Below are 22,228 nucleotides of genomic sequence, written 5' to 3' on the forward strand. Positions count from 1 at the left end.
GATTTTACATTCAATATCTGTGTCGACTGACACGCCGCTTTCGCGAGCAGGCTCGCTCCCACATGGGTTTTGCGTGCTGCAGGTATTCGGTGTGCGAATGCCGATAGTGTTTCTGCGCATTGCAGATTATCGTGCTGGCAATCTGTACCTATTTTGGAGATTGCCCATGAGCGAAGCCCACGCCGCGTTGATCACCCGCTTCTACCAGGCCTTCCAGCGCCTCGATGCCGAAGCCATGGCCGCCTGCTACACCGATGACGTAGTGTTCAGCGATCCGGCCTTCGGTGAACTGCGCGGGCGCGATGCCGGCGACATGTGGCGCATGCTCACCACTCGCGCCAAGGACTTCTCCCTGACCTTCGACAACGTCCGCGCCGATGAGCGCAGCGGCGGCGCGCATTGGGTCGCGACCTACCTGTTCAGCCAGACCGGCAACGTCGTGGTCAACGATATCCAGGCCCGCTTCGTGTTCCGTGACGGCAAGATCTGCGAGCACCACGATCACTTCGACCTGTGGCGCTGGTCGCGTCAGGCGCTGGGTTTCAAGGGCCTGCTGCTGGGCTGGACGCCGTTGGTGCGCAACGCCGTGCGTGCACAGGCATTGAAGGGACTGAAGGCATTTCAGGCCGGTCGCTGATAAGATCGCCGCCTGTTTCCTACACGTCTTGATCCCGAAGTGACCAGTCTTAGCGAAAAATCTGTCGATGTCGCCGAACCGGTGAGCAAGTCCTGGTTCGTCTACCTCGTTCGCGCCGCCAATGGTTCGTTGTACTGCGGGATCAGCGATGATCCGGTGCGCCGTTTCGCCAAGCATCAAAGCGGCAAAGGCGCGCGGTTCTTCCTCTCCAGCCCGGCAATGGCGCTGGTCTATACCGAGTTGTGTCGCGATAAAAGCGATGCGCTGCGCCAGGAGCGGCTGATCAAAAAGCTGCGCAAGAGCGCCAAGGAATGTCTGGTCGCGTCTTATCAGTCTGACTGATTGCAACAAAAGACGAGTTCGAGCGCATCAAGAACATCACGCGCAATGACGTGATCGCGGCGTGGCGAATGAACGCAGCGCTGGGGGGGATGCCAGAGAATGCGGCGGGGTTTGGTGATATCGAGAAAATAGATCGGGTTTATATAAATAATTAGATACGACCGATTAGCCAGTTGTTCAAGCAGATGAACAGATCTCTGCGACATGACAGGCAAATTTATTGGTCGGATTTATAGTAAATCAATTATATTAATAGAAATTTAAATCGCAAAATCAACTAAAGACCTGTCAGGTTTGACAGTGGTTTTGATCTTCTTTTAATGACAGGCTAAAGGCTCCAGTCTTACCAATACTAAGACTTTAATTTAACTGGCTAGTGCTTAGGAGCTTCAAAATGTCGAAGACAGCAGAGTTTCCGATCGTGAAAACAGTTGATACGGAGGTGTCCGTTAGGGATAAGTTTGCGAAAGACTATGGGGTGTCTACTCCAATAGTTAAGGTTCGTCTCGACTGGGCGCGAAACATGGCCACGGTTGTTTATGATGATATTCAGCTTAGCGCGCGTGGAGTTGGAACTTACAGCGCGTCCTCAATAGAAAAAACGACAACTATCAAAAGATGATTGTATTCTTGTCTTTTAGTGTTGGTTTGTCGGTGGGTGCAGAGTTTGCATTTATCAATTAGCGTGTGCTGCTGTTTTTAAAGGCTTTAGGGGTAAGTTGACGAGGAGTGGATTTAATGGTGTTAGAATTTAGGTTTGGTCACGTCTGAGTCGGTCTAAATGATGGTGAACTGCAAAGCCTGTGATGAGAAAGGTCGGATTGTTTCTCGAGAAGAGCTTTCATTGGAGTTCGCTCGACTTTACTGTCAGTGCGGTTCGACTGCATGTGGGCATACTTGGGTCACTAATCTTACATTTTTACGCACACACTCAATCCGCCTGCTCAAGCAGTTGATCGCCTACTGTTCGACCGACTACGAGCTTTACCACGCGAAAAAACAACATGATTTATTTGAGCAACTTAGGTCTTTACTATAGTGGCGAGAGTACACCTCTCGCCACTAATTTCATTTACTCAGTGGGTACTAATTTATCCACAACCTGATTGACTGCCATCTCGGCCACCATGACGATTTGCGCTATGCCTTGCAGTGTTTTACGGCGGGGCCCTTCTAACTGGCCGGCAAAATCATTGAGCATCACACTCGCCGATCCCAAGGTTTCGCACGCGTCGACCAACAGGGATTCGGCGTCCGATTGCGGGTTGGCCATGTAGAGGCGGTTGGGTTGATAGGGGGTGTCCATGATCCGGGCCGTGGGTGGACCTAAATAATGGTCGAGTGCGCGTTCGGCGGCTTCGTTGAGTTTTCTCGAATCGGGGGATTCGTATGGCGACGTCGGATGGGTGATGGTTGCCGAGTCTATGACCGGTGGGTTTGGCGTTACTTTAAACATGGTGACTAACCTCTTTGAGGCCGCAAGCCCTAAGCCGCTAAGCGAAAGGGTGGCGGCTATGCGCAAGTTAGCGGACCGGTAGTCACCAAAACCCGGCGCACCCGAAGGTGCCATGCGCACAGCCACCATCAAGTGCAGGCGAATGCCCGACTGGATAGACATGTGCAACCGTAGTGACTAGCTGAGCCGCTAAGCTCGATCACTGGAAATCAGTGACGGTTCCAAGTTACGCAGCCAGTCCAAGGCGCACAAGCCGGCGGATTCTGGCGTACGCGTAGGCAGCGGCGCAAGAATTTGTGGGCCTTTGCGCGTAACACTGAGTGTCTTTAAACGAATTATAAAAATAGCGTGTAATTACCGACGAGTTCCAAGACTTTATCTGTCAGGCAATGCCCTGATGCCATGTCTCGGTACCGCGATCACGGCAGAGCTCTTATCAATCTGACTGATCAGTTCCCATCAGGCAGATCTGTAGGCTGCTAAGCAAATGCACGCTAAGCTGCTGGCTCACTATCTGAGCGGCGGAGCCGAGCATGTCCGAGTTGATTCTGCATCATTACCCGACCTCTCCATTTGCCGAGAAGGCCCGCCTGCTGCTGGGCTTCAAAGGCTTGTCGTGGCGCTCGGTGCATATTTCGCCGGTGATGCCGAAACCGGATCTGACCGCCCTGACCGGTGGCTATCGCAAGACCCCGGTGCTGCAGATTGGCGCTGATATCTATTGCGACACCTCGCTGATCGCCCGTCGTCTGGAGCAGGAAAAGGCGTTGCCGGCGTTCTTCCCCGAAGGTCAGGAGTTTACCGCCGCCAGTTTTGCCACATGGGCTGACTCGGTGGTGTTTCAACATGCGGTGAGCCTGGTGTTTCAACCGGAATCGGTGGCGGTGCGCTTCGCCAAGTTGCCGCCGGAAGCGATCAAAGCTTTTATTGCCGACCGCGCTGGTCTGTTCAGTGGTGGCAGCGCCACGCGTTTGTCTGCTGAACAAGCCAAGCACCAGTGGCCGACGATCATGGCGCGGCTGGAGCAGCAGTTGCAGCGCGAGCAGGGCGACTTCCTGTTCGGCGAACCGTCGATTGCCGACTTTGCACTGGCGCATCCCATGTGGTTCCTGAAAGCGACTCACGTCACTGCACCGCTGGTGGATGAGTATCCGGCGGTTGCAGCCTGGTTGGGCCGAGTGCTGGGCTTTGGCCATGGCGCGGCGAGCGCGATGACCTCGGAAGAAGCGCTGGAGGTGGCACGCAACGCGACACCGGCGGCATTGCCGGATGAGCAGTTCGTAGATCCGAACGGCTTCAAGGCTGGGCAGCAGGTGGCGATCGCCGCGACCGATTACGGAGTTGATCCGGTGGTGGGTGAGTTGCTGTTTGCCGGTAGCGAAGAGTTGATCATTCGTCGCGAAGACGAGCGTGGCGGCGTGGTGCATGTGCACTTTCCGCGTTTTGGTTTCCGTATCGAAGCCCGCTAAAGCTCCATTGTGGGAGCGAGCCTGCTCGCGAAAGCGGTATGTCGGACAACAACAGTGTTGAATGATCAGCCGTCTTCGCGAGCAGGCTCGCTCCCACATTGGTTACTTCAGGGCGGCGAGGATTTCGTCCGGGTCAAATCCGCGAATCAACGTACCGTTCACATCAATCAACGGAATCCCGCGCCCACCCAATGCCTCGTACGCCTTGCGCGCCTCGGCATCCTTCTCGATGTCGAACTCCTGGAAGGGAATCCCCTTGCTGTCGAGAAAACGTTTGGTCTGCTTGCAGTAGCCGCACCAGTCGGTGGCGTAGAGCACGACGTTGGCTTGGGCCCGCGTCTGCTCTGCAACCATCTGCGACGGATTGAACACCCGCTCGATCTTGCCCCAGTTCTGATAGACCACGACCACCAGCAGAACCAGCGCAACCTTCTTCAGCACTTTGCCGAGCATCAGTTACGGCGCTTCAGCTGATCGGTGAGCGACGTTGGCAGGCCTTTGATCACCAGCGTGCCCGCCTCTTCGTCGTACTCGATCTTCGAACCCAGCAGATGCGCTTCAAAGCTGATCGACAGGCCTTCGGCGCGCCCGGTGAAGCGGCGGAATTGATTCAGGGTGCGTTTGTCCGCCGGAATCTCGGGCGACAGGCCGTAATCCTTGTTGCGGATGTGATCGTAGAAGGCTTTCGGGCGTTCTTCGTCGATCAGCTCGGACAACTCTTCCAGACCCATCGGTTCGCCGAGTTTGGCCTGGCTGCTGGCGTAATCGACCAGGGTTTTGGTCTTCTCGCGAGCGGATTCTTCCGGCAGGTCTTCGCTCTCGACGAAGTCGCTGAACGCTTTGAGCAGCGTGCGCGTCTCGCCCGGGCCGTCGACACCTTCCTGGCAGCCAATGAAGTCGCGGAAGTATTCCGACACCTTCTTACCGTTCTTGCCCTTGATGAACGAGATGTACTGCTTGGACTGCTTGTTGTTCTGCCACTCGGAGACGTTGATCCGCGCCGCCAGGTGCAGTTGGCCGAGGTCGAGGTGGCGCGACGGGGTCACGTCCAGCTCATCGGTCACCGCCACGCCTTCGCTATGGTGCAGCAGGGCGATGGCCAGGTAGTCGGTCATGCCTTGCTGATAGTGGGCGAACAGTACATGGCCGCCGACCGACAGGTTCGATTCTTCCATCAACTTTTGCAGGTGCTCGACCGCGACCTTGCTGAACGCGGTGAAGTCCTTGCCGCCTTCCATGTATTCCTTCAGCCAGCCGCTGAAGGGGAATGCACCGGATTCCGGGTGGAACAGACCCCAGGCTTTGCCCTGTTTGGCGTTATAGTTCTCGTTGAGGTCGGCGAGCATGTTCTCGATGGCTGCAGACTCGGCCAGTTCCGTGTCACGGGCGTGCAGAACTGCGGGTGTGCCGTCGGGTTTTTTGTCGATCAGGTGGACGATGCAATGACGGATCGGCATGGGCTTCTCGGCTGTTGGAAGGGAGGAGGGCAGGCTCCCCCGAAAAAGCGCCCAGTGTACCGCAACCACTGGTTTTGGCGCGGGTTGTAGGGCAAAACCGGGGCGCGCACTGACGCATATGCAGTTTTTTACCGATTTAGCGCAATAAAGCTGACCAAATGGGTAGCTAGAGGCGGATATTTCCCCGTCTCTGTGCTAGTTTTGCCCGGTCTTACGCGAAGTCACTGCGTTAAGCGTGCAATCAGCATTTGTCAGGTCGAACCAAACCCTGATTTCGGTATCTATAACCCGACTCGTCGTGGTTATCGCCGAGGGTGCCAGATCCAGAAGATCGGGCTCGATGGCTGACACTGCACTCTGCAATCCATATGAATTTGATAGGGAAGGAACACTACATGGCTCTTACTAAAGACCAACTGATCGCCGACATCGCTGAAGCTATCGACGCGCCGAAAACCACCGCGCGTAACGCTCTGGACCAGCTGGGCCAAATCGTTGCCGATCAGCTGGAAAACGGCGGCGAAATCACCTTGCCAGGTATCGGCAAGCTGAAAGTGACCGAGCGTCCTGCCCGCACTGGCCGTAACCCTTCGACTGGCGCTGCCATCGAAATCCCTGCGAAGAAAGTGATCAAGCTGGTTGTGGCCAAAGGCCTGACCGACGCTGTGAACAAGTAAGACGCAGCGATAAAAAAACCGTGCTCCGGAGTGATCCGGGCACGGTTTTTTGTGTCTGCGATTTGGTGGCTGAATCGCAGGGCCAGTGTGGGAGCGAGCCTGCTCGCGAATGCAGTGGTTCAGTCTCCTTCAATACCGACTGACCTACCGCTTTCGCGAGCAGGCTCGCTCCCACAGGTGAATCTGTTGTGTGTCAGCGAACCCAGCGTTCGCGGCGCCAGATCTGCTGCTCGGACTTGGTCTGGAAGGTCCAGGCGACGAAACGGCTTTGCTTCTGACCTTGGGACATCTCCACGACCTGGCTTTCCAGCACGCCAGCCTTTTTCAGTGCGGTTTCGATGGCGGGCAGGTTCGAGGCTTTCGACACCAGCGTGCTGAACCACAGCACCTTATGCTGGAAGTTCGCGCTCTCAGCGATCAGTTGCGTCACGAAGCGCGCTTCACCGCCCTCACACCACAGCTCGGCCGATTGGCCACCGAAGTTCAGCACCGGCAGTTTGCGTTTCGGGTCGGCCTTGCCCAGTGCACGCCATTTGCGCTCGCTGCCCTTGGTCGCTTCGTCCATCGAAGCGTGGAAAGGCGGGTTGCACATGGTCAGGTCAAAGCGCTCACCCGGTTCCAGCAAGCCGATCAGGATGTGCTTGCGGTTTTCCTGCTGGCGCAACTGGATGACCTTGCTCAGATCGTTGGACTGAACGATGGCTCGGGCGGCAGCCACGGCCGTCGGGTCGATCTCCGAACCGAGGAAGTGCCAGCGGTATTCGCTATTGCCGATCAGCGGATACACGCAGTTGGCGCCCATGCCGATGTCCAGCACATTGACGATCGCGCCGCGTGGGACCTTGCCGTCGTTCATGCTGGCCAGCAAATCCGCAAGGAAGTGCACGTAATCGGCACGGCCCGGCACTGGCGGGCAGAGGTAGTCCGCCGGAATGTCCCAATGCTGAATGCCATAAAACGACTTGAGCAGCGCCCGGTTGAACACGCGCACCGCATCGGGACTGGCGAAGTCGATGCTTTCCTTGCCGTACGGGTTGGTGATCACGAACTTCGCCAGTTCCGGCGTGGTCTTGATCAGCGCCGGGAAGTCGTAACGACCCTGATGGCGATTGCGCGGGTGCAGGCTGGCCTTTTCACGCGGCTCGGCGGTCTTGGCCGGGGTCGCGGTGTCAGGCTTCTTGCGCGCAGGTTTGGGTGTGCGGGGGGCGTTCATGGGCGTGGTCGATTCGGGTATGGCTGAAAGTGGCGGGTATTGTCCCACATCTAATAACAAGCCAGTCCGTAATGTTGGTGGATGTTCTTTTATATAGCTAAATCATATGAATAACTGTCATTTCTGACAGTTGTAAGGCGCTTTCGCTCCTTGTTTACTGAATTTGCACAAACCAGTGCAAATAAAATCCAATGACACAAGGAAGCCATCATGACTGGCGCAATCACATTTCCGGATGCAGATCTCGACGTTGACCCTAATCAGCCATATCTCAATTGCAACTCGAATCCCATGCAGGGATTAAAAGTTGCAATCGGCCCCCTCAGAGATGTACAGGTCGGCGCGGTATTGAATATTTCCTGGGAGGGGTTCGAAGACAAAGAGTCAACGAAACCTGTTAAGGGAACATTGAATTCCGTGACTCATTTCGTAACCGAAGATGATCGCGAGAAAGGATTTGTCGTGAAGATAGGCGATTATTTTCAGCACCTGAAACCTATCCGGAGTGGCTGGGGGAAGGCCTCCTATACGATTAATGGTGCTGGAATTATTGACGCAAGTCTTAGGGTTTACTTGATATACCCGTCAGGTGATTTCTGTGATGAGGTAACAGATTGAGAAAGAAGCAGGCCATCAGGCCTGATGCCGATCAGTTAAGCCTCTTTGCTTGACCTTTGGCCGCAAGAAATCAAAATCCGATGCCTGTAACCGGCATTGGATTTTTTTATGCGTCTCGCTCGGGCATTGGAACTGACCCACAACATCGCCTCTACCCCTAGCGCCATTGAGGGGTGGATTCTTTGCTCGATCCTGCACTGGTCGAGCAGGCACTGGAACAGGCCGGCTTAGCAACCCTGCGCAAGCGGCGGTTGCCCTTGGAAAGGCACTGAGCGGCATTGGCTGATGCCGTTACGCAAAGGGACGCAGTACGAAGTTATTCAGCGTTTGGGACGTCAGGATGCGGTGGTCTCGTTAAGCAATTCGCCGCAGGCCCGCAAGCAATGGCCGGGATTACCAGAACGCCTGACCGCAAGACTCCTGAGCAAAACCGTCAAGGGCAAGGTCTGTCAGATTTTGACGTCGATGGCCGATCCGCTGCATTTCCCATCCGATGGGCGTCTCCGTCGACCGCTCCGGGAACATTGCCAATAATTTTGGCCGAACGGCATGCTTCAGCGCCGCACTACGTGCTGCCGCATCGACGTGAGGAGCGCGCATATCCTCGGGCGATTCGGCTGAAATCACCGAAGTATCCGATCAAAAAAAATGCCAGTCAGCTTAACTGACTGGCATTAGGCCTTTGTAGCCGCCCTTTTTAAAGCGATTTGCCGTTACAGGCTGGCAATCCGCGCATGCTGCTCGGCCAGTTTGCCCAGGGCTTGTTCAGCCTCGGCCAGTTTGGCGCGTTCCTTCTCGATGACTTCGGCCGGGGCCTTGTCGACGAAACCGGCGTTGGACAGTTTGCCGCCAACCCGCTGGACTTCGCCCTGCAGACGCAGGATTTCCTTGTCCAGGCGTGCCAGCTCGGCGCCCTTGTCGATCAGGCCGGCCATCGGCACCAGCACTTCCATCTCGCCAACCAGAGCAGTGGCGGACAGCGGTGCTTCTTCACCAGCCTGTAGAACGGTGATCGATTCCAGACGCGCCAGTTTCTTCAGCAGCGCTTCGTTCTCGGTCAGGCGGCGCTGGTCTTCAGCGCTGACGTTCTTCAGGTAGATCGGCAGTGGCTTGCCCGGGCCGATGTTCATTTCGCCACGGATGTTACGTGTGCCGAGCATCAGTTCCTTGAGCCATTCAATGTCGTCTTCGGCGGCCGGATCAATGCGCTCTTCGTTGGCCACTGGCCACGCTTGCAGCATGATCGTCTTGCCCTGAATGCCGGCCAGCGGCGCAATGCGCTGCCAGATTTCTTCAGTGATGAACGGCATGAACGGGTGCGCCAGACGCAGCGCCACTTCCAGTACGCGTACCAGCGTACGGCGAGTACCACGCTGACGTTCAACCGGCGCGTTCTCGTCCCACAGCACTGGCTTGGACAATTCCAGGTACCAGTCGCAGTACTGGTTCCAGATGAACTCGTACAGCGCTTGCGCCGCCAGGTCGAAACGGAACTGATCGAGTTGACGGGTCACTTCGGCTTCGGTGCGTTGCAACTGCGAGATGATCCAGCGATCTGCCAGCGACAGCTCGTAGGCTTCGCCGTTCTGGCCGCAGTCTTCGCCCTTGTCCAGAACATAACGCGCGGCGTTCCAGATCTTGTTGCAGAAGTTGCGATAGCCTTCAACGCGGCCCATGTCGAACTTGATGTCGCGACCGGTCGAGGCCAGCGAGCAGAAGGTGAAGCGCAGGGCGTCGGTGCCGTAGCTGGCGATGCCATCGGCGAACTCGTCGCGGGTCTGCTTCTCGATCTTCTTCGCCAGTTTCGGCTGCATCAGGCCGGAGGTGCGCTTCTGCACCAGGTCTTCCAGCTCGATACCGTCGATGATGTCCAGCGGGTCCAGGACGTTGCCCTTGGACTTGGACATCTTCTGGCCCTGGCCATCGCGCACCAGACCGTGCACATAAACGGTCTTGAACGGAACTTGTGGCGTGCCGTCTTCGTTCTTGATCAGGTGCATGGTCAGCATGATCATCCGGGCAACCCAGAAGAAAATGATGTCGAAGCCCGTCACCAGTACGTCGGTGGAGTGGAATTTCTTCAGGAACTCGGTCTGCTCAGGCCAGCCCAGGGTGGAGAACGTCCACAGACCAGAACTGAACCAGGTGTCGAGTACGTCGTTGTCCTGTTGCAGTGCAACGTCCGGACCCAGGTTGTGCTTGGCACGCACTTCGGCTTCGTCGCGACCTACATAGACCTTGCCCGACTCGTCGTACCAGGCTGGAATCCGGTGGCCCCACCACAGCTGGCGGCTGATGCACCAGTCCTGGATGTCGCGCATCCACGAGAAGTACATGTTTTCGTACTGCTTCGGTACGAACTGGATGCGACCGTCTTCAACGGCGGCAATTGCAGGCTCGGCCAAAGGCTTGGTCGACACGTACCACTGGTCGGTCAACCACGGCTCGATGATGGTGCCGGAGCGGTCGCCTTTCGGTACTTTCAGGCCGTGGTCGTTGACGCTGACCAGCAGGCCGGCGGCGTCGAACGCAGCAACGATTTGCTTACGCGCTTCGAAACGCTCAAGACCGGCGTACTCAGCTGGAATCGCGCCGTCGATGCTGTCGTTCAGCGTGCCGTCGAGGTTGAACACCTGGGCTGCCGGCAGCACGTTGGCATTCTTGTCGAAGATATTCAGCAGCGGCAGGTTGTGGCGCTTGCCGACTTCGTAGTCGTTGAAATCGTGGGCCGGGGTGATTTTCACGCAACCGGTGCCGAATTCAGGATCGCAGTAATCGTCGGCGATGATCGGGATGCGGCGGCCAACCAGTGGCAGCTCGACAAACTTGCCGATCAGGGCCTGGTAGCGCTCGTCGTTCGGGTTCACCGCAACGGCGGAGTCGCCGAGCATGGTTTCCGGACGGGTGGTCGCGACAATCAGGAAATCGTTGCCATCAGCGGTTTTCGCGCCGTCGGCCAACGGGTACTTCAGGTTCCACAGGAAACCTTTCTCGTCGTGGTTTTCCACTTCGAGGTCGGAAATCGCCGTGTGCAGCTTGGTGTCCCAGTTGACCAGACGCTTGCCGCGGTAGATCAGGCCGTCTTCGTGCAGGCGCACGAAGGCTTCTTTGACCGCTTCCGAGAGACCGTCGTCCATGGTGAAGCGCTCGCGGCTCCAGTCGACGGACGAGCCGAGGCGGCGGATCTGACGGCTGATGTTGCCGCCGGATTGATCCTTCCACTCCCAGACCTTCTCGAGGAATTTCTCGCGGCCCAGATCGTGACGATTCTGGCCGGTGGCTTCCAGTTGACGCTCCACCAGCATTTGCGTAGCGATGCCGGCGTGGTCGGTGCCCGGCTGCCACAGGGTATTGCGACCCTGCATGCGGCGGAAACGGATCAGGGCGTCCATGATCGCGTTGTTGAAACCGTGACCCATGTGCAGGCTGCCGGTGACGTTCGGCGGCGGGATCATGATGGTGTAGGAGTCGCCCGCGCCTTGCGGGGCGAAGTAGTTCTCGGACTCCCAGGTGTTGTACCAGGAAGTTTCAATGGCGTGCGGCTGGTAGGTCTTATCCATGCGCGGCGGGACCCTATTGGCATTAATTCAGGAAAAGCCGACGAGTATAGCGGGGCATGGGGCCGAGGGCGAGCGGGGCGGGCCCGGAGGGGATCTAAATGTAGGAGCTGCAGAAGGCTGCGATCCCTTGACTTTGGTTTTTAAAAACAAGATCGAAAGATCGCAGCCTGCGGCAACTCCTACACGGGGCGCGTTATTCGTACTGGCTGAGGAGCCGTTCCATGCGCGCATCGAGGCGGCGTTTGATTTCGGTTTCGATGTGCGGCGCGAAGTCGTCGATCACGTCTTGCATGATCAATTGCGCGGCGGCGCGCAGTTCGCTGTCGAGGTGGAGCAGGGCGTCCGGGCCTTTAGCGGCGGTCGCAGCCGGTGGTGCGGCGGGTGTCGGAGCTGGCGCGGGTGGTGGTTCGACAGCGGCGGGTTCGGCGCCGACCGAATCAAACAACATCGGAATCTGTTCCTGTTCACCGTCGTCGACGGTGTCGGTCAACAGCGGTGGTTGCAGGTTGTCATCGCCGAGTAACTGGCGGATCGATTCAAGATCATCCAACAGGTGCGCGGACTTTTGTTGCGGTTTCGGAGTGTCCATTGGAATGCTCAGAGTCGCTGTAAACGGTGGTCTTGCAGAGGATAGCCCTGTTCGCGGTAGAAACGGAAACTCTCCCGCGCGGCCGCTCGAATCGTCGGATCTTCCACCACCACTTCCGCCACTCGGGCGAATTTGCTGGCGAAGCCCGGGACTTTCAGGTCGAGATTGACCAGCAAATCCTGATGCTGACCGCAGTCCTCACCCAATCCCAACACAATCAAACCGTCCGGTTCGCTGTCGGCCGGGCCATGCGGCACGAAGGTTTCGCCCTTGAATGCCCACAGGCGCGCATCAAGATCGTCACGCTGAGCCGCGTCGCTGCAATGCAGGTAGATGCGGTGGCCCATGCGCCAGGCTTTCTCGGTGAGCTTGCAGGCAAAGTCCAGACGAGCCGAAGGGTCGGCGCTGGGCAGGATATAGAAGTCGACTTTGGTCATTGCGGTTCCAGGGCAGCAAGCGGCGTCACCCGAAAGTGACGCCGCCCGTCAGCGGGTTCAGGCTTTGGCGCGATCCAGCAGGTACTGGGTCAGCAGAGGCACCGGACGGCCGGTTGCACCTTTGTCCTTGCCGCCGCTGGTCCATGCGGTGCCCGCGATGTCCAGATGCGCCCAGTTGAGGTTCTTGGTGAAGCGCGACAGGAAGCACGCGGCGGTGATGGTGCCGGCTTTCGGCCCGCCAATGTTGGCGATGTCGGCAAACGGGCTGTCCAGTTGCTCTTGGTACTCGTCGAACAGCGGCAGTTGCCAGGCGCGGTCGTCAGCGGCTTTGCCGGCGCTGAGCAGTTGGCCGATCAGTTCGTCGTTGTTGCCCAGCAGGCCCGAGGTGTGGGCGCCCAAGGCAACGACGCAAGCGCCGGTCAGGGTGGCAATGTCGATCACTGCCTGCGGCTTGAAGCGCTCGGAATAGGTCAGCGCGTCGCACAGCACCAGACGGCCTTCGGCGTCGGTGTTGAGGATTTCCACGGTCTGGCCGCTCATGGTGGTGACGATGTCGCCCGGACGGGTTGCATTGCCGCTCGGCATGTTCTCGGCGCAGGCGAGGATGCACACCAGGTTGATCGGCAGTTTCAGTTCAAGCACGGCACGCAGGGTGCCGAACACGGAGGCCGCGCCGCCCATGTCGTATTTCATTTCGTCCATGCCGGCGCCTGGCTTCAGGCTGATACCGCCGGTGTCGAAGGTGATGCCTTTACCGACCAGTGCGTACGGCTTCTCGGATTTCTTGCCACCGTTGTACTGCATCACGATCAGGCGCGGCGGTTGCTCGCTGCCTTGGCCGACGGCGTAGAACGAGCCCATACCGAGGGATTTGATCTTCTTCTCGTCGAGGACTTCGACTTTCAGATCCTTGAATTCTTTGCCCAGATTCTTGGCTTGTTCACCGAGGAACGTCGGGTGGCAGATGTTCGGCGGCAGGTTGCCCAGGTCGCGGGTGAAGGCCATGCCATTGGCGATCGCGGTCGCGTGGTTCACGGCGCGCTGCACTTCGGCTTGCGCGGCCTTGATGGTCAGCAGGGTGATTTTCTTCAGCGCGCGCGGTTCGGCTTTCTGGCTCTTGAACTGGTCGAAGGTGTATTCGCCGTCCACCAGAGTTTCCGCCAGCAGGCGGGTTTTGCCGTAGCTGTCACGATTTTTGACAATGACTTCATCCAGCGCCAGCACGGCGTCGCTGCCACCCAGACCCTTGAGGGTGTTGAGGATGCCGGCAACGATTTTGCGGAACGGACGGTCGCCCAGTTCTTCGTCCTTGCCCACGCCGACCAGCAGCACGCGTTCGGCTTTGAGGTTCGGCAGGCTGTGCAGCAACAGGCTCTGGCCAACCTTGCCGGCCAGATCGCCACGCTTGAGCACGGCGCTGATCGCGCCACCGCTGAGTTCGTCGACCTGTTTGGCGGCGACGCCGAGTTTGCGGCCTTCGCCGACGGCAACCACCAGGGTGGCGGTTTTCAACGTTTCTGGGCTAACGCTTTTTACAACCAGTTCCATGTCCGGATCCCTGAATGAATGGTCAACACGCAGGCGTTCGACGGTGTCCGCAGTCGCCTGCTTATAGATAGAAGAGGCGCAGGCCAAAGCCTGCGACAAGGGCCGCAGTTTGAACCCCGCTCCCCGCACCTGACAACCCTAGGGGGCGTTCTCAATTAGTTTCCACGCCGCGTTGTCGCCTTAAAGTCAGCCAGGCAAGGCGCAGGCCGCTGGGAATGGTTGTTCCCTTTCCAAGGCCTGCAACGCAGACTGGCCGGCTTTAAGGCACAACCCGAAGGGCCGGGCCTGCTGTTGTGCAGGGCTGCGTTGCTCGAAGCTTATTTGGAATGACCAAACCACGCTTCTCGCGCCTTGCCCTGCACAACAGCAGACCCGGCGCGGTGTGAAAACTAATTGAGAACGCCCCCTAGGTTGTACGATCTGCAAAGGATTACAACGATGGATGAGTGTGCGCAGTGACAGGCGCCCCCAATCACAGGATAATGCCGCATCTTTTTTCGACGGCTCTGCGTTGCGGGCCGGTCGATGTGTTTGCTTGTTTGGCCGCCTTAGCCTGACAACCCTGGAGTGTCTGGTTTGATCGTCTTCCGTTATCTGTCCCGCGAAGTCCTGTTGACCCTCAGCGCCGTGAGTGCCGTGCTGCTGGTCATCATCATGAGCGGTCGCTTCATCAAATACCTGGCGCAGGCCGCTGCCGGCCAGCTCGATCCGGGCTCGTTGTTCCTGATCATGGGCTTTCGTCTGCCGGGTTTCCTGCAACTGATTCTGCCGCTGGGCCTGTTTCTCGGCATCCTGCTGGCGTACGGTCGCCTGTATCTTGAAAGCGAAATGACCGTGCTGTCGGCCACCGGCATGAGCCAGCAGAAGCTGTTTCGCATGACCCTGTTTCCGGCGACGCTGGTTGCATTGGTCGTGGCATGGCTGAGCCTGGGCCTGGCCCCGCAAGGCGCCAATCAGTTTCAGTTACTCCTGAACAAGCAGGATGCACTGACTGAATTCGATACCCTTGAACCGGGGCGTTTCCAGGCCCTGCGTGACGGCACTCGGGTGACTTACACCGAAACCCTGAGCGACGATCGCGTCAATCTGGGCAGTGTATTCATTTCGCAGAAGAACCTCGGAGCCGATCAAAAGGATCGCGGGATTTCCGTGCTGGTGGCCGAAAGTGGTCGCCAGGAAGTGCGCCCCGACGGCAACCGCTATCTGATCCTCGATAACGGCTACCGCTACGACGGCAGCCCGGGTCAGGCCGATTACCGTGCCATTCATTACGAAACCTACGGCGTGCTGCTGCCCAAGCCGGACGTCAGCGAAGAAGTCACCGACCGTGACGCCATGCCGACCTCGTCTCTGCTGGGCAGCGATGACATCCGCTCCAAAACCGAACTGCAATGGCGTTTGTCCCTGCCGCTGCTGGTGTTTATCGTGACCCTGATGGCGGTGCCGCTGTCGCGAGTCAATCCGCGCCAAGGGCGTTTCCTCAAGCTGCTGCCGGCGATTCTTCTTTATATGGCTTATCTGACCATCCTGATTGCCGCGCGCGGCGCCCTTGAAAAAGGCAAGATCCCACCGGCCCTTGGCCTGTGGTGGGTGCACGCGATCTTCCTGTTCATCGGTCTCGGCCTGCTCTATTGGGAGCCGCTGCGTCTGAAAATGGCCAGCCGTCGCGCCGCTGCGCTGGAGGTGGCCCGTGGTTAAACTCGACCGCTACATCGGCAGCAGCGTGTTCATGGCGATCATCGCTGTGCTGGCAATCATCCTCGGTCTGGCAACGCTTTTCGCGTTCATCGATGAGATGGGGGATGTCAGCGACACCTACACCCTCGTTGATGTTCTCAGCTTCGTGTTGCTGACCGCGCCACGCCGTCTCTACGAAATGTTGCCAATGGCCGCATTGATCGGTTGCCTGATCGGCCTCGGCAGTCTGGCCAGCAGCAGTGAGCTGACCGTCATGCGCGCCGCTGGCGTGTCCATCGGCCGGATCGTCTGGGCGGTGATGAAGCCAATGCTGGTGCTGATGCTGGCTGGCGTGCTGATCGGCGAATACGTTGCTCCGGCGACCGAAAGCATGGCGCAGGCCAACCGGTCGCTGGCGCAAGGCAGCGGCGACGCGCAAAGCGCCAAGCACGGTATGTGGCACCGTCAGGGTGAAGAGTTCATCCACATCAACGCCGTGCAACCGAACGGCTTGCTGTATGGCGTGACCCGTTATCACTTCGACAAGGAGCGCCATCTGCTCAGTTCGAGCTTCGCCAAAAAGGCTGAGTTCGATGGCAATCACTGGCAGCTCACCGATGTGGCGACGACCAAATTCAATGAGCGCAGCACTGAAGTGGTGAATATGCCGACCGAGCGCTGGGACGTGTCCCTGAGCCCGCAATTGCTGAGCACCGTGGTCATGGCCCCGGAATCGCTGTCGATCAGCGGCCTGTGGGGTTACATCCACTATCTGTCCGAGCAAGGTTTGAGTAACGGCCGTTACTGGCTGGCATTTTGGGTCAAGGTGTTGCAGCCGCTGGTGACCGCCGCGCTGGTACTGATGGCGATCTCCTTCATCTTCGGTCCGCTGCGTTCGGTGACCCTCGGTCAGCGGGTGTTCACCGGCGTGCTGGTCGGTTTCACCTTCCGCATCGTCCAGGATTTGCTGGGCCCGTCGAGCCTGGTGTTCGGTTTCTCGCCGCTGTTCGCGGTACTGGTGCCGGCCGGGGTTTGTGCGCTGGCGGGTGTCTGGCTGCTGCGAAGAGCCGGTTGATCGGCTCTTTTCTGCCAATGTTTCAGCTTTGAGAACGCCTCGGTCGACAGATCGAGGCGTTTTTGCATGCAATCCGGGTGACAGGTGAACGTGACGCTTGCGCCGTGTATCAGGTACAATTCCCGGCTATTTTTCGGCGGGCCATGCCTGCAGCCTTTTTGAGTGTTGATCCGTGAGTGATTTGAGTCATATCCGCAATTTCTCCATCATCGCCCACATTGACCATGGCAAGTCGACGCTGGCTGACCGTTTCATCCAGATGTGTGGCGGCCTGGCCGAGCGTGAAATGGAAGCCCAGGTACTGGATTCCATGGATCTGGAGCGTGAACGCGGGATCACCATCAAGGCCCACAGCGTCACCCTTTATTACACGGCCAAAGACGGCATCAAGTACCAGCTGAACTTCATTGACACCCCGGGCCACGTCGACTTCACCTACGAAGTCAGCCGTTCCCTGGCCGCGTGTGAAGGTGCGTTGCTGGTGGTCGATGCCGGTCAAGGCGTTGAAGCCCAGTCCGTGGCCAACTGCTACACCGCGATCGAGCAGGGCCTTGAGGTCATGCCGGTACTGAACAAGATCGACCTGCCGCAGGCCGATCCTGATCGCGTCAAGGACGAGATCGAGAAGATCATCGGCATCGACGCCACCGACGCCGTCACCTGCAGCGCCAAGACCGGCCTGGGTGTCGACGAAGTGCTTGAGCGTCTGGTGCACACCATTCCTGCGCCGACCGGCAACATCGAAGATCCGCTGCAAGCGTTGATCATCGACTCCTGGTTCGACAACTATCTGGGCGTTGTCTCCCTGGTGCGCGTGCGTCATGGCCGCGTGAAGAAGGGCGACAAGATCCTCGTCAAGTCCACCGGCAAGATCCATCTGGTCGACAGCGTTGGCGTGTTCAACCCGAAGCACACCGCCACGTCTGACCTGAAGGCCGGCGAAGTGGGCTTCATCATCGCCAGCATCAAGGACATTCACGGTGCACCGGTCGGTGACACCCTGACCCTGAGCTCGACCCCGGACGTTGAAGTGCTGCCCGGCTTCAAACGCATCCAGCCACAGGTTTACGCCGGTCTGTTCCCGGTCAGCTCCGATGACTTCGAAGATTTCCGCGAAGCGCTGCAGAAGCTGACCCTCAACGACTCGTCGCTGCAGTACACCCCGGAAAGCTCCGACGCACTGGGCTTCGGCTTCCGTTGCGGCTTCCTTGGCATGCTGCACATGGAGATCATTCAGGAGCGCCTGGAGCGCGAGTACGACCTGGACCTGATCACCACCGCGCCAACCGTAATCTTCGAGCTGGTACTGAAAACCGGTGAAACGATTTACGTCGATAACCCATCCAAGCTTCCGGATGTCTCGTCGATCGAAGACATGCGCGAGCCGATCGTGCGCGCCAATATTCTGGTGCCGCAGGAACACCTGGGCAACGTCATCACCCTGTGCATCGAGAAGCGCGGCGTTCAAGTCGACATGCTGTTCCTCGGCAATCAGGTGCAAGTCACTTACGACCTGCCGATGAACGAAGTGGTCCTGGACTTCTTCGACCGTCTCAAATCCACCAGTCGCGGCTATGCTTCGCTGGATTACCATTTCGACCGTTACCAATCGGCTAATCTGGTGAAACTGGACGTGTTGATCAACGGCGACAAGGTCGATGCCCTCGCACTGATCGTGCACCGTGACAACTCGCACTACAAAGGTCGCCAGTTGACCGAGAAGATGAAAGAACTGATTCCTCGTCAGATGTTCGACGTGGCGATTCAAGCTGCCATTGGTGGTCAGATCGTTGCCCGGACAACCGTCAAGGCACTCAGAAAGAACGTATTGGCCAAATGCTACGGTGGTGACGTCAGCCGTAAGAAGAAACTGCTCGAGAAGCAAAAGGCCGGTAAGAAACGCATGAAGCAGGTCGGCAACGTGGAAATTCCACAAGAAGCCTTCCTTGCCGTGCTCAGGTTGGATAGTTAGGTCCTATGTCACTAAATTTCCCGCTGTTGCTGGTCATCGCCGTGTTCGTCTGCGGCCTGTTGGCGTTGCTTGATCTGTTGATCCTGGCACCGCGTCGGCGTGCTGCCATTGCCTCTTATCAAGGCAGCGTCAGCCAGCCTGACGGGGTGGTCGTTGAAAAACTGAACAAAGAACCGCTGCTGGTTGAATACGGCAAGTCGTTCTTCCCGGTGTTGTTCATCGTTCTGGTGCTGCGTTCGTTCCTCGTGGAGCCGTTCCAGATTCCTTCGGGCTCGATGAAGCCAACCCTGGACGTCGGCGACTTCATTCTGGTGAACAAGTTTTCTTACGGGATCCGCCTGCCGGTGGTCGACAAGAAAATCATCGAAGTCGGTGATCCGCAGCGCGGCGATGTGATGGTGTTCCGCTACCCGAGCGATCCGAACGTCAACTACATCAAACGTGTGGTCGGTCTGCCGGGTGACACGGTGCGCTACACCGCCGACAAGCGTCTGTTCGTCAATGGCGAGTCGATTGCCGAGCAGATGGTCGGCGCCGAGCCGGGCACGCTGGGCAGTGCCGAACTGTACAAAGAGAAACTGGGCGCCGCCGAGCATCTGATCCGCAAGGAAATGAGCCGCTACCGCGCCACGCCGGACCGCTCGTGGACAGTACCCGCCGGGCACTACTTCATGATGGGCGACAACCGCGACAACTCGAACGACAGTCGCTATTGGGATGATCCGAACATTCCCAAGGATCTGCTGGGCATGGTTCCCGACCAGAATATCGTCGGCAAGGCCTTCGCGGTCTGGATGAGCTGGCCGGAACCGAAACTCAGTCACCTGCCGAATTTCTCGCGGGTTGGCCTGATCAAGTAATCACACACGGCGCTGTTGACCACAGCGCCGAATGCATTTCTGGAGCCGGCACAATCGGCTTCGCAATCGCCAGGATTTAATTTTTGAACACAGCGTTAATTGTCCCAAGCCTGCACCGCATCCCGGCGATGGCAGTGGAATCCAGCCACGAACTCAGCGTGGGTAAACCGTGAGCGTTTCTCTAAGCCGTCTCGAGCGCCAGCTCGGTTACACCTTCAAGGATCAGGAGCTGATGCTGCTGGCCCTCACGCACCGCAGTTTTGCCGGGCGTAACAACGAACGCCTGGAATTCCTCGGCGATGCCATCCTCAACTTCGTTGCCGGCGAGGCACTGTTCGATCGCTTCCCGCTGGCCCGCGAAGGCCAGTTGTCGCGTTTGCGCGCACGCTTGGTAAAAGGTGAGACGCTGGCCGTACTGGCGCGCGGTTTCGACCTTGGCGATTACCTGCGACTGGGTTCCGGTGAGTTGAAAAGCGGCGGCTTCCGTCGCGAATCGATTCTGGCCGACGCCCTCGAAGCCTTGATCGGTGCGATCTACCTTGATGCCGGCATGGACATGGCGCGTGAGCGCGTGCTGGCCTGGCTGGCCGGCGAGTTCGAAGGCCTGACGCTGGTCGACACCAACAAGGATCCGAAAACCCGCCTGCAGGAACACCTGCAATCGCGCGGTTGCGATCTGCCACGCTATGAAGTGGTGGATATCCAGGGCGAGCCGCACTGCCGAACCTTCTTCGTCGAGTGCGAAGTTGTCTTACTGAATGAAAAAAGCCGAGGTCAGGGTGTGAGCCGTCGTATTGCCGAACAGGTAGCGGCCGCCGCAGCACTGATTGCCCTGGGCGTGGAGAATGGCAATGACTGATACAAATGCAACTCGCTGTGGCTATGTTGCCATCGTCGGCCGTCCCAACGTCGGTAAGTCGACGCTGCTGAACCACATCCTTGGCCAGAAACTCGCGATCACCTCGCGCAAGCCGCAGACCACCCGCCACAACATGCTCGGGATCAAGACCGAAGGTGACGTGCAAGCGATCTACGTCGACACCCCCGGCATGCACAAGGGTGGCGAAAAGGCTCTGAACCGTTACATGAACAAAACCGCTTCGGCGGCGTTGAAAGACGTCGATGTGGTGATTTTCGTCGTTGACCGCACCAAGTGGACCGACGAAGACCAGATGGTTCTCGAGCGCGTGCAGTACGTGACCGGCCCGCTGATCGTCGCGCTGAACAAGACCGACCGCATCGAAGACAAAGCCGAGCTGATGCCGCACCTCAGCTGGTTGCAGGAACAGCTGCCGAACGCGCAGATCATTCCGATTTCCGCGCAGCACGGGCACAACCTCGAAGCGCTGGAAAAAGTGATTGCCGATCATCTGCCGGAGAACGATCACTTCTTCCCGGAAGACCAGATCACTGACCGCAGCAGCCGTTTCCTCGCTGCTGAACTGGTGCGCGAGAAAATCATGCGCCAGATGGGCGCCGAGCTGCCGTACCAGATCACCGTCGAAATCGAAGAGTTCAAGCAGCAGGGCAAAACACTGCACATCCACGCTTTGATCCTCGTTGAACGTGACGGCCAGAAGAAGATCATCATTGGCGACAAGGGCGAGCGCATCAAGCGCATCGGCACCGAAGCGCGCAAGGACATGGAGCTGCTGTTCGACTCCAAGATCATGCTCAACCTGTGGGTCAAGGTGAAGGGCGGCTGGTCTGACGACGAGCGTGCGCTGCGTTCGCTGGGTTACGGCGACCTGTAATCACCGTTCCAGAGAACACCGATACCCACTGTGGGAGCGAGCCTGCTCGCGAAGGGATGTAACATTCAGCATTGATGTTGACTGTCACTCCGCTTTCGCGAGCAGGCTCGCTCCCACAGTGGTTTTTGGGTTGTGTGTAAATCTGCGTTTCTTCATCGAGAACTCAATGTCGCAAAACCCGCCTCCCGCCCAACCTGCCTACGTCCTGCACAGTCGCGCCTATCGCGAAACCAGTGCGTTGGTGGATTTCCTCACGCCGCAAGGTCGGCTGCGGGCGGTGTTGCGCAGTGCGCGGGGCAAGGCCGGGACATTGGCGCGGCCGTTCGTGTCGCTGGAAGTCGAATTCCGTGGCAAGGGGGAGCTGAAGAATGTCGGACGTATGGAGAGTTCTGGCACTTCGGCGTGGCTCAATGGCGAGGCGCTGTTCAGTGGTCTCTATCTCAATGAGCTGCTGATCCGTCTGCTGCCCGCTGAAGATCCGCACCCGGGTGTATTCGATCACTACGCCGCGACCTTGCTGGCACTGGCTGAAGGCCGTCCGCTGGAGCCGTTGCTACGTTCGTTCGAATGGCGACTGTTGGACGATCTCGGTTATGGCTTCTCGCTGAACACCGATATCCACGGCGAGCCCGTCGCGCCAGACGGTCTCTATCGTCTGCAAGTGGATGCGGGGCTTGAGCGGGTTTTCCTATTGCAACCCGGCCTGTTCAACGGCGTCGAATTACTGGCCATGGCCGAAGCCGACTGGAGCGCTCCCGGCGCGTTGTCCGCCGCCAAGCGCTTGATGAGGCAGGCCTTGGCCGTTCATTTGGGCGGTCGCCCTCTCGTCAGTCGCGAGCTGTTTCGCAAGCCCTAGCCCCGTGTATGCTGTGCGCCGAATCTTTTCC

At 58.2% G+C, this 22,228-nt stretch carries 22 protein-coding genes and 3 pseudogenes; 17 read left to right on the forward strand and 8 right to left on the reverse strand.

What is annotated here, in order from left to right:
- Positions 1–166: 166 nt before the first annotated feature.
- The 5 genes and pseudogenes from CCX46_RS05070 (at position 167) to CCX46_RS05090 (ending at position 2,018) form a co-directional block, all read left to right on the forward strand.
- Positions 167–637: a nuclear transport factor 2 family protein gene (locus CCX46_RS05070; protein ID WP_007909058.1), complete on the forward strand. Its 471-nt coding sequence runs from the start codon at positions 167–169 to the stop codon at positions 635–637.
- A gap of 39 nt (positions 638–676) precedes the next feature.
- Positions 677–979, forward strand: coding sequence for a GIY-YIG nuclease family protein (locus tag CCX46_RS05075; protein WP_008083651.1), 303 nt, complete (start codon positions 677–679; stop codon positions 977–979).
- A gap of 8 nt (positions 980–987) precedes the next feature.
- Positions 988–1,215, forward strand: a pseudogene (locus CCX46_RS30800) (phage portal protein); the annotation flags it as partial.
- A gap of 158 nt (positions 1,216–1,373) precedes the next feature.
- Positions 1,374–1,601 carry a hypothetical protein gene (locus CCX46_RS05085; RefSeq protein ID WP_127925925.1) on the forward strand — a complete coding sequence of 76 codons (228 nt, stop codon included), beginning with the start codon at positions 1,374–1,376 and terminating at the stop codon, positions 1,599–1,601.
- Positions 1,602–1,760: 159 nt separating this feature from the next.
- A pseudogene (locus CCX46_RS05090) lies at positions 1,761–2,018 on the forward strand (ogr/Delta-like zinc finger family protein).
- A 33-nt stretch (positions 2,019–2,051) separates the two neighbouring features.
- On the opposite strand, the gene CCX46_RS05095 reads toward CCX46_RS05090, so the two are convergent.
- Positions 2,052–2,435 (reverse strand): DUF6124 family protein, encoded by a 384-nt coding sequence (locus tag CCX46_RS05095; protein WP_127925926.1) that lies wholly within the window; start codon positions 2,433–2,435, stop codon positions 2,052–2,054.
- Positions 2,436–2,968: 533 nt separating this feature from the next.
- Here CCX46_RS05095 and CCX46_RS05100 point away from each other — a divergent pair.
- Positions 2,969–3,904 carry a glutathione S-transferase family protein gene (locus tag CCX46_RS05100; protein ID WP_123451880.1) on the forward strand — a complete coding sequence of 312 codons (936 nt, stop codon included), beginning with the start codon at positions 2,969–2,971 and terminating at the stop codon, positions 3,902–3,904.
- 102 nt (positions 3,905–4,006) lie between these two features.
- On the opposite strand, the gene CCX46_RS05105 is transcribed toward CCX46_RS05100, so the two are convergent.
- On the reverse strand, positions 4,007–4,357 hold the full coding sequence (locus CCX46_RS05105) for a glutaredoxin family protein (RefSeq protein WP_127925927.1): 351 nt from the start codon (positions 4,355–4,357) through the stop codon (positions 4,007–4,009).
- A complete protein-coding gene (gene yejK / locus CCX46_RS05110; protein WP_127925928.1) occupies positions 4,357–5,361 on the reverse strand; it encodes a nucleoid-associated protein YejK in 1,005 nt (334 codons plus the stop codon). Before yejK ends, CCX46_RS05105 begins: the two co-directional genes overlap by 1 nt.
- Positions 5,362–5,756: 395 nt before the next feature.
- On the opposite strand from yejK, the gene CCX46_RS05115 reads away from it, so the two are divergent.
- Positions 5,757–6,038 carry an HU family DNA-binding protein gene (locus CCX46_RS05115; RefSeq protein ID WP_003221909.1) on the forward strand — a complete coding sequence of 94 codons (282 nt, stop codon included), beginning with the start codon at positions 5,757–5,759 and terminating at the stop codon, positions 6,036–6,038.
- A 193-nt stretch (positions 6,039–6,231) separates the two neighbouring features.
- On the opposite strand, the gene rlmF is transcribed toward CCX46_RS05115, so the two are convergent.
- Positions 6,232–7,251, reverse strand: a complete 1,020-nt coding sequence (gene rlmF, locus CCX46_RS05120; protein ID WP_127925929.1) for a 23S rRNA (adenine(1618)-N(6))-methyltransferase RlmF — start codon at positions 7,249–7,251, stop codon at positions 6,232–6,234.
- 210 nt (positions 7,252–7,461) lie between these two features.
- Here rlmF and CCX46_RS05125 point away from each other — a divergent pair, with 210 nt between their 5' ends.
- The 3 genes and pseudogenes from CCX46_RS05125 to CCX46_RS05135 all read left to right on the forward strand — a co-directional run.
- Positions 7,462–7,869, forward strand: a complete 408-nt coding sequence (locus tag CCX46_RS05125; protein ID WP_127925930.1) for a hypothetical protein — start codon at positions 7,462–7,464, stop codon at positions 7,867–7,869.
- Positions 7,870–8,042: 173 nt separating this feature from the next.
- Positions 8,043–8,141: a transposase domain-containing protein gene (locus tag CCX46_RS31115; protein WP_127925931.1), complete on the forward strand. Its 99-nt coding sequence runs from the start codon at positions 8,043–8,045 to the stop codon at positions 8,139–8,141.
- Positions 8,134–8,358: pseudogene (locus CCX46_RS05135) on the forward strand (IS4 family transposase); the annotation flags it as partial. The gene CCX46_RS31115 and the pseudogene CCX46_RS05135, both read left to right, overlap by 8 nt.
- A gap of 224 nt (positions 8,359–8,582) precedes the next feature.
- Here CCX46_RS05135 and CCX46_RS05140 read toward each other — a convergent pair.
- From CCX46_RS05140 to CCX46_RS05160, 4 genes are all read right to left on the reverse strand, one after another.
- Positions 8,583–11,429: a valine--tRNA ligase gene (locus CCX46_RS05140; RefSeq protein ID WP_127925933.1), complete on the reverse strand. Its 2,847-nt coding sequence runs from the start codon at positions 11,427–11,429 to the stop codon at positions 8,583–8,585.
- A 193-nt stretch (positions 11,430–11,622) separates the two neighbouring features.
- Positions 11,623–12,018, reverse strand: a complete 396-nt coding sequence (locus CCX46_RS05150; protein WP_127925934.1) for a DNA polymerase III subunit chi — start codon at positions 12,016–12,018, stop codon at positions 11,623–11,625.
- Positions 12,019–12,026: 8 nt separating this feature from the next.
- Complete coding sequence (locus tag CCX46_RS05155; protein ID WP_127925935.1) at positions 12,027–12,455, reverse strand: DNA polymerase III subunit chi; 429 nt, start codon at positions 12,453–12,455, stop codon at positions 12,027–12,029.
- Positions 12,456–12,512: 57 nt separating this feature from the next.
- On the reverse strand, positions 12,513–14,003 hold the full coding sequence (locus tag CCX46_RS05160; RefSeq protein ID WP_127925936.1) for a leucyl aminopeptidase: 1,491 nt from the start codon (positions 14,001–14,003) through the stop codon (positions 12,513–12,515).
- Between the two features lie 576 nt (positions 14,004–14,579).
- On the opposite strand from CCX46_RS05160, the gene lptF reads away from it, so the two are divergent.
- The 7 genes from lptF to recO all read left to right on the forward strand — a co-directional run bounded on the left by lptF (position 14,580) and on the right by recO (position 22,197).
- On the forward strand, positions 14,580–15,701 hold the full coding sequence (lptF, locus tag CCX46_RS05165; protein WP_095050952.1) for an LPS export ABC transporter permease LptF: 1,122 nt from the start codon (positions 14,580–14,582) through the stop codon (positions 15,699–15,701).
- Positions 15,694–16,755, forward strand: a complete 1,062-nt coding sequence (lptG, locus tag CCX46_RS05170; RefSeq protein WP_122843205.1) for an LPS export ABC transporter permease LptG — start codon at positions 15,694–15,696, stop codon at positions 16,753–16,755. Before lptF ends, lptG begins: the two co-directional genes overlap by 8 nt.
- A 172-nt stretch (positions 16,756–16,927) precedes the next feature.
- Complete coding sequence (lepA, locus tag CCX46_RS05175; protein WP_038357686.1) at positions 16,928–18,727, forward strand: translation elongation factor 4; 1,800 nt, start codon at positions 16,928–16,930, stop codon at positions 18,725–18,727.
- A gap of 5 nt (positions 18,728–18,732) precedes the next feature.
- Entirely contained in the window at positions 18,733–19,587 is an 855-nt protein-coding gene (gene lepB, locus CCX46_RS05180; protein WP_127925937.1) for a signal peptidase I, read from the forward strand.
- 169 nt (positions 19,588–19,756) lie between these two features.
- On the forward strand, positions 19,757–20,446 hold the full coding sequence (gene rnc, locus CCX46_RS05185) for a ribonuclease III (protein WP_016986099.1): 690 nt from the start codon (positions 19,757–19,759) through the stop codon (positions 20,444–20,446).
- Positions 20,439–21,341, forward strand: coding sequence for a GTPase Era (gene era / locus CCX46_RS05190; RefSeq protein ID WP_016771562.1), 903 nt, complete (start codon positions 20,439–20,441; stop codon positions 21,339–21,341). Before rnc ends, era begins: the two co-directional genes overlap by 8 nt.
- 166 nt (positions 21,342–21,507) lie before the next feature.
- Positions 21,508–22,197: a DNA repair protein RecO gene (recO, locus tag CCX46_RS05195; protein WP_127925938.1), complete on the forward strand. Its 690-nt coding sequence runs from the start codon at positions 21,508–21,510 to the stop codon at positions 22,195–22,197.
- The last annotated feature ends 31 nt before the right edge of the window (positions 22,198–22,228 follow it).

The sequence above is a fragment of the Pseudomonas sp. RU47 genome, from assembly GCF_004011755.1.
Lineage (GTDB): Bacteria > Pseudomonadota > Gammaproteobacteria > Pseudomonadales > Pseudomonadaceae > Aquipseudomonas.

What these genes read in the sequence shown, in the direction of transcription:
- CCX46_RS05155 (WP_127925935.1), bottom strand. Translation starts at nt 12,455, where the DNA reads ATGACCAAAGTCGACTTCTATATCCTGCCCAGCGCCGACCCTTCGGCT.
- CCX46_RS05140 (WP_127925933.1), bottom strand. Translation starts at nt 11,429, where the DNA reads ATGGATAAGACCTACCAGCCGCACGCCATTGAAACTTCCTGGTACAAC.
- CCX46_RS05125 (WP_127925930.1), top strand. Translation starts at nt 7,462, where the DNA reads ATGACTGGCGCAATCACATTTCCGGATGCAGATCTCGACGTTGACCCT.
- era (WP_016771562.1), top strand. Translation starts at nt 20,439, where the DNA reads ATGACTGATACAAATGCAACTCGCTGTGGCTATGTTGCCATCGTCGGC.
- CCX46_RS05085 (WP_127925925.1), top strand. Translation starts at nt 1,374, where the DNA reads ATGTCGAAGACAGCAGAGTTTCCGATCGTGAAAACAGTTGATACGGAG.
- CCX46_RS05095 (WP_127925926.1), bottom strand. Translation starts at nt 2,435, where the DNA reads ATGTTTAAAGTAACGCCAAACCCACCGGTCATAGACTCGGCAACCATC.
- CCX46_RS05105 (WP_127925927.1), bottom strand. Translation starts at nt 4,357, where the DNA reads ATGCTCGGCAAAGTGCTGAAGAAGGTTGCGCTGGTTCTGCTGGTGGTC.
- CCX46_RS05160 (WP_127925936.1), bottom strand. Translation starts at nt 14,003, where the DNA reads ATGGAACTGGTTGTAAAAAGCGTTAGCCCAGAAACGTTGAAAACCGCC.
- rlmF (WP_127925929.1), bottom strand. Translation starts at nt 7,251, where the DNA reads ATGAACGCCCCCCGCACACCCAAACCTGCGCGCAAGAAGCCTGACACC.
- recO (WP_127925938.1), top strand. Translation starts at nt 21,508, where the DNA reads ATGTCGCAAAACCCGCCTCCCGCCCAACCTGCCTACGTCCTGCACAGT.
- lepB (WP_127925937.1), top strand. Translation starts at nt 18,733, where the DNA reads ATGTCACTAAATTTCCCGCTGTTGCTGGTCATCGCCGTGTTCGTCTGC.
- CCX46_RS05115 (WP_003221909.1), top strand. Translation starts at nt 5,757, where the DNA reads ATGGCTCTTACTAAAGACCAACTGATCGCCGACATCGCTGAAGCTATC.
- CCX46_RS05070 (WP_007909058.1), top strand. Translation starts at nt 167, where the DNA reads ATGAGCGAAGCCCACGCCGCGTTGATCACCCGCTTCTACCAGGCCTTC.
- CCX46_RS05150 (WP_127925934.1), bottom strand. Translation starts at nt 12,018, where the DNA reads ATGGACACTCCGAAACCGCAACAAAAGTCCGCGCACCTGTTGGATGAT.
- CCX46_RS05100 (WP_123451880.1), top strand. Translation starts at nt 2,969, where the DNA reads ATGTCCGAGTTGATTCTGCATCATTACCCGACCTCTCCATTTGCCGAG.
- yejK (WP_127925928.1), bottom strand. Translation starts at nt 5,361, where the DNA reads ATGCCGATCCGTCATTGCATCGTCCACCTGATCGACAAAAAACCCGAC.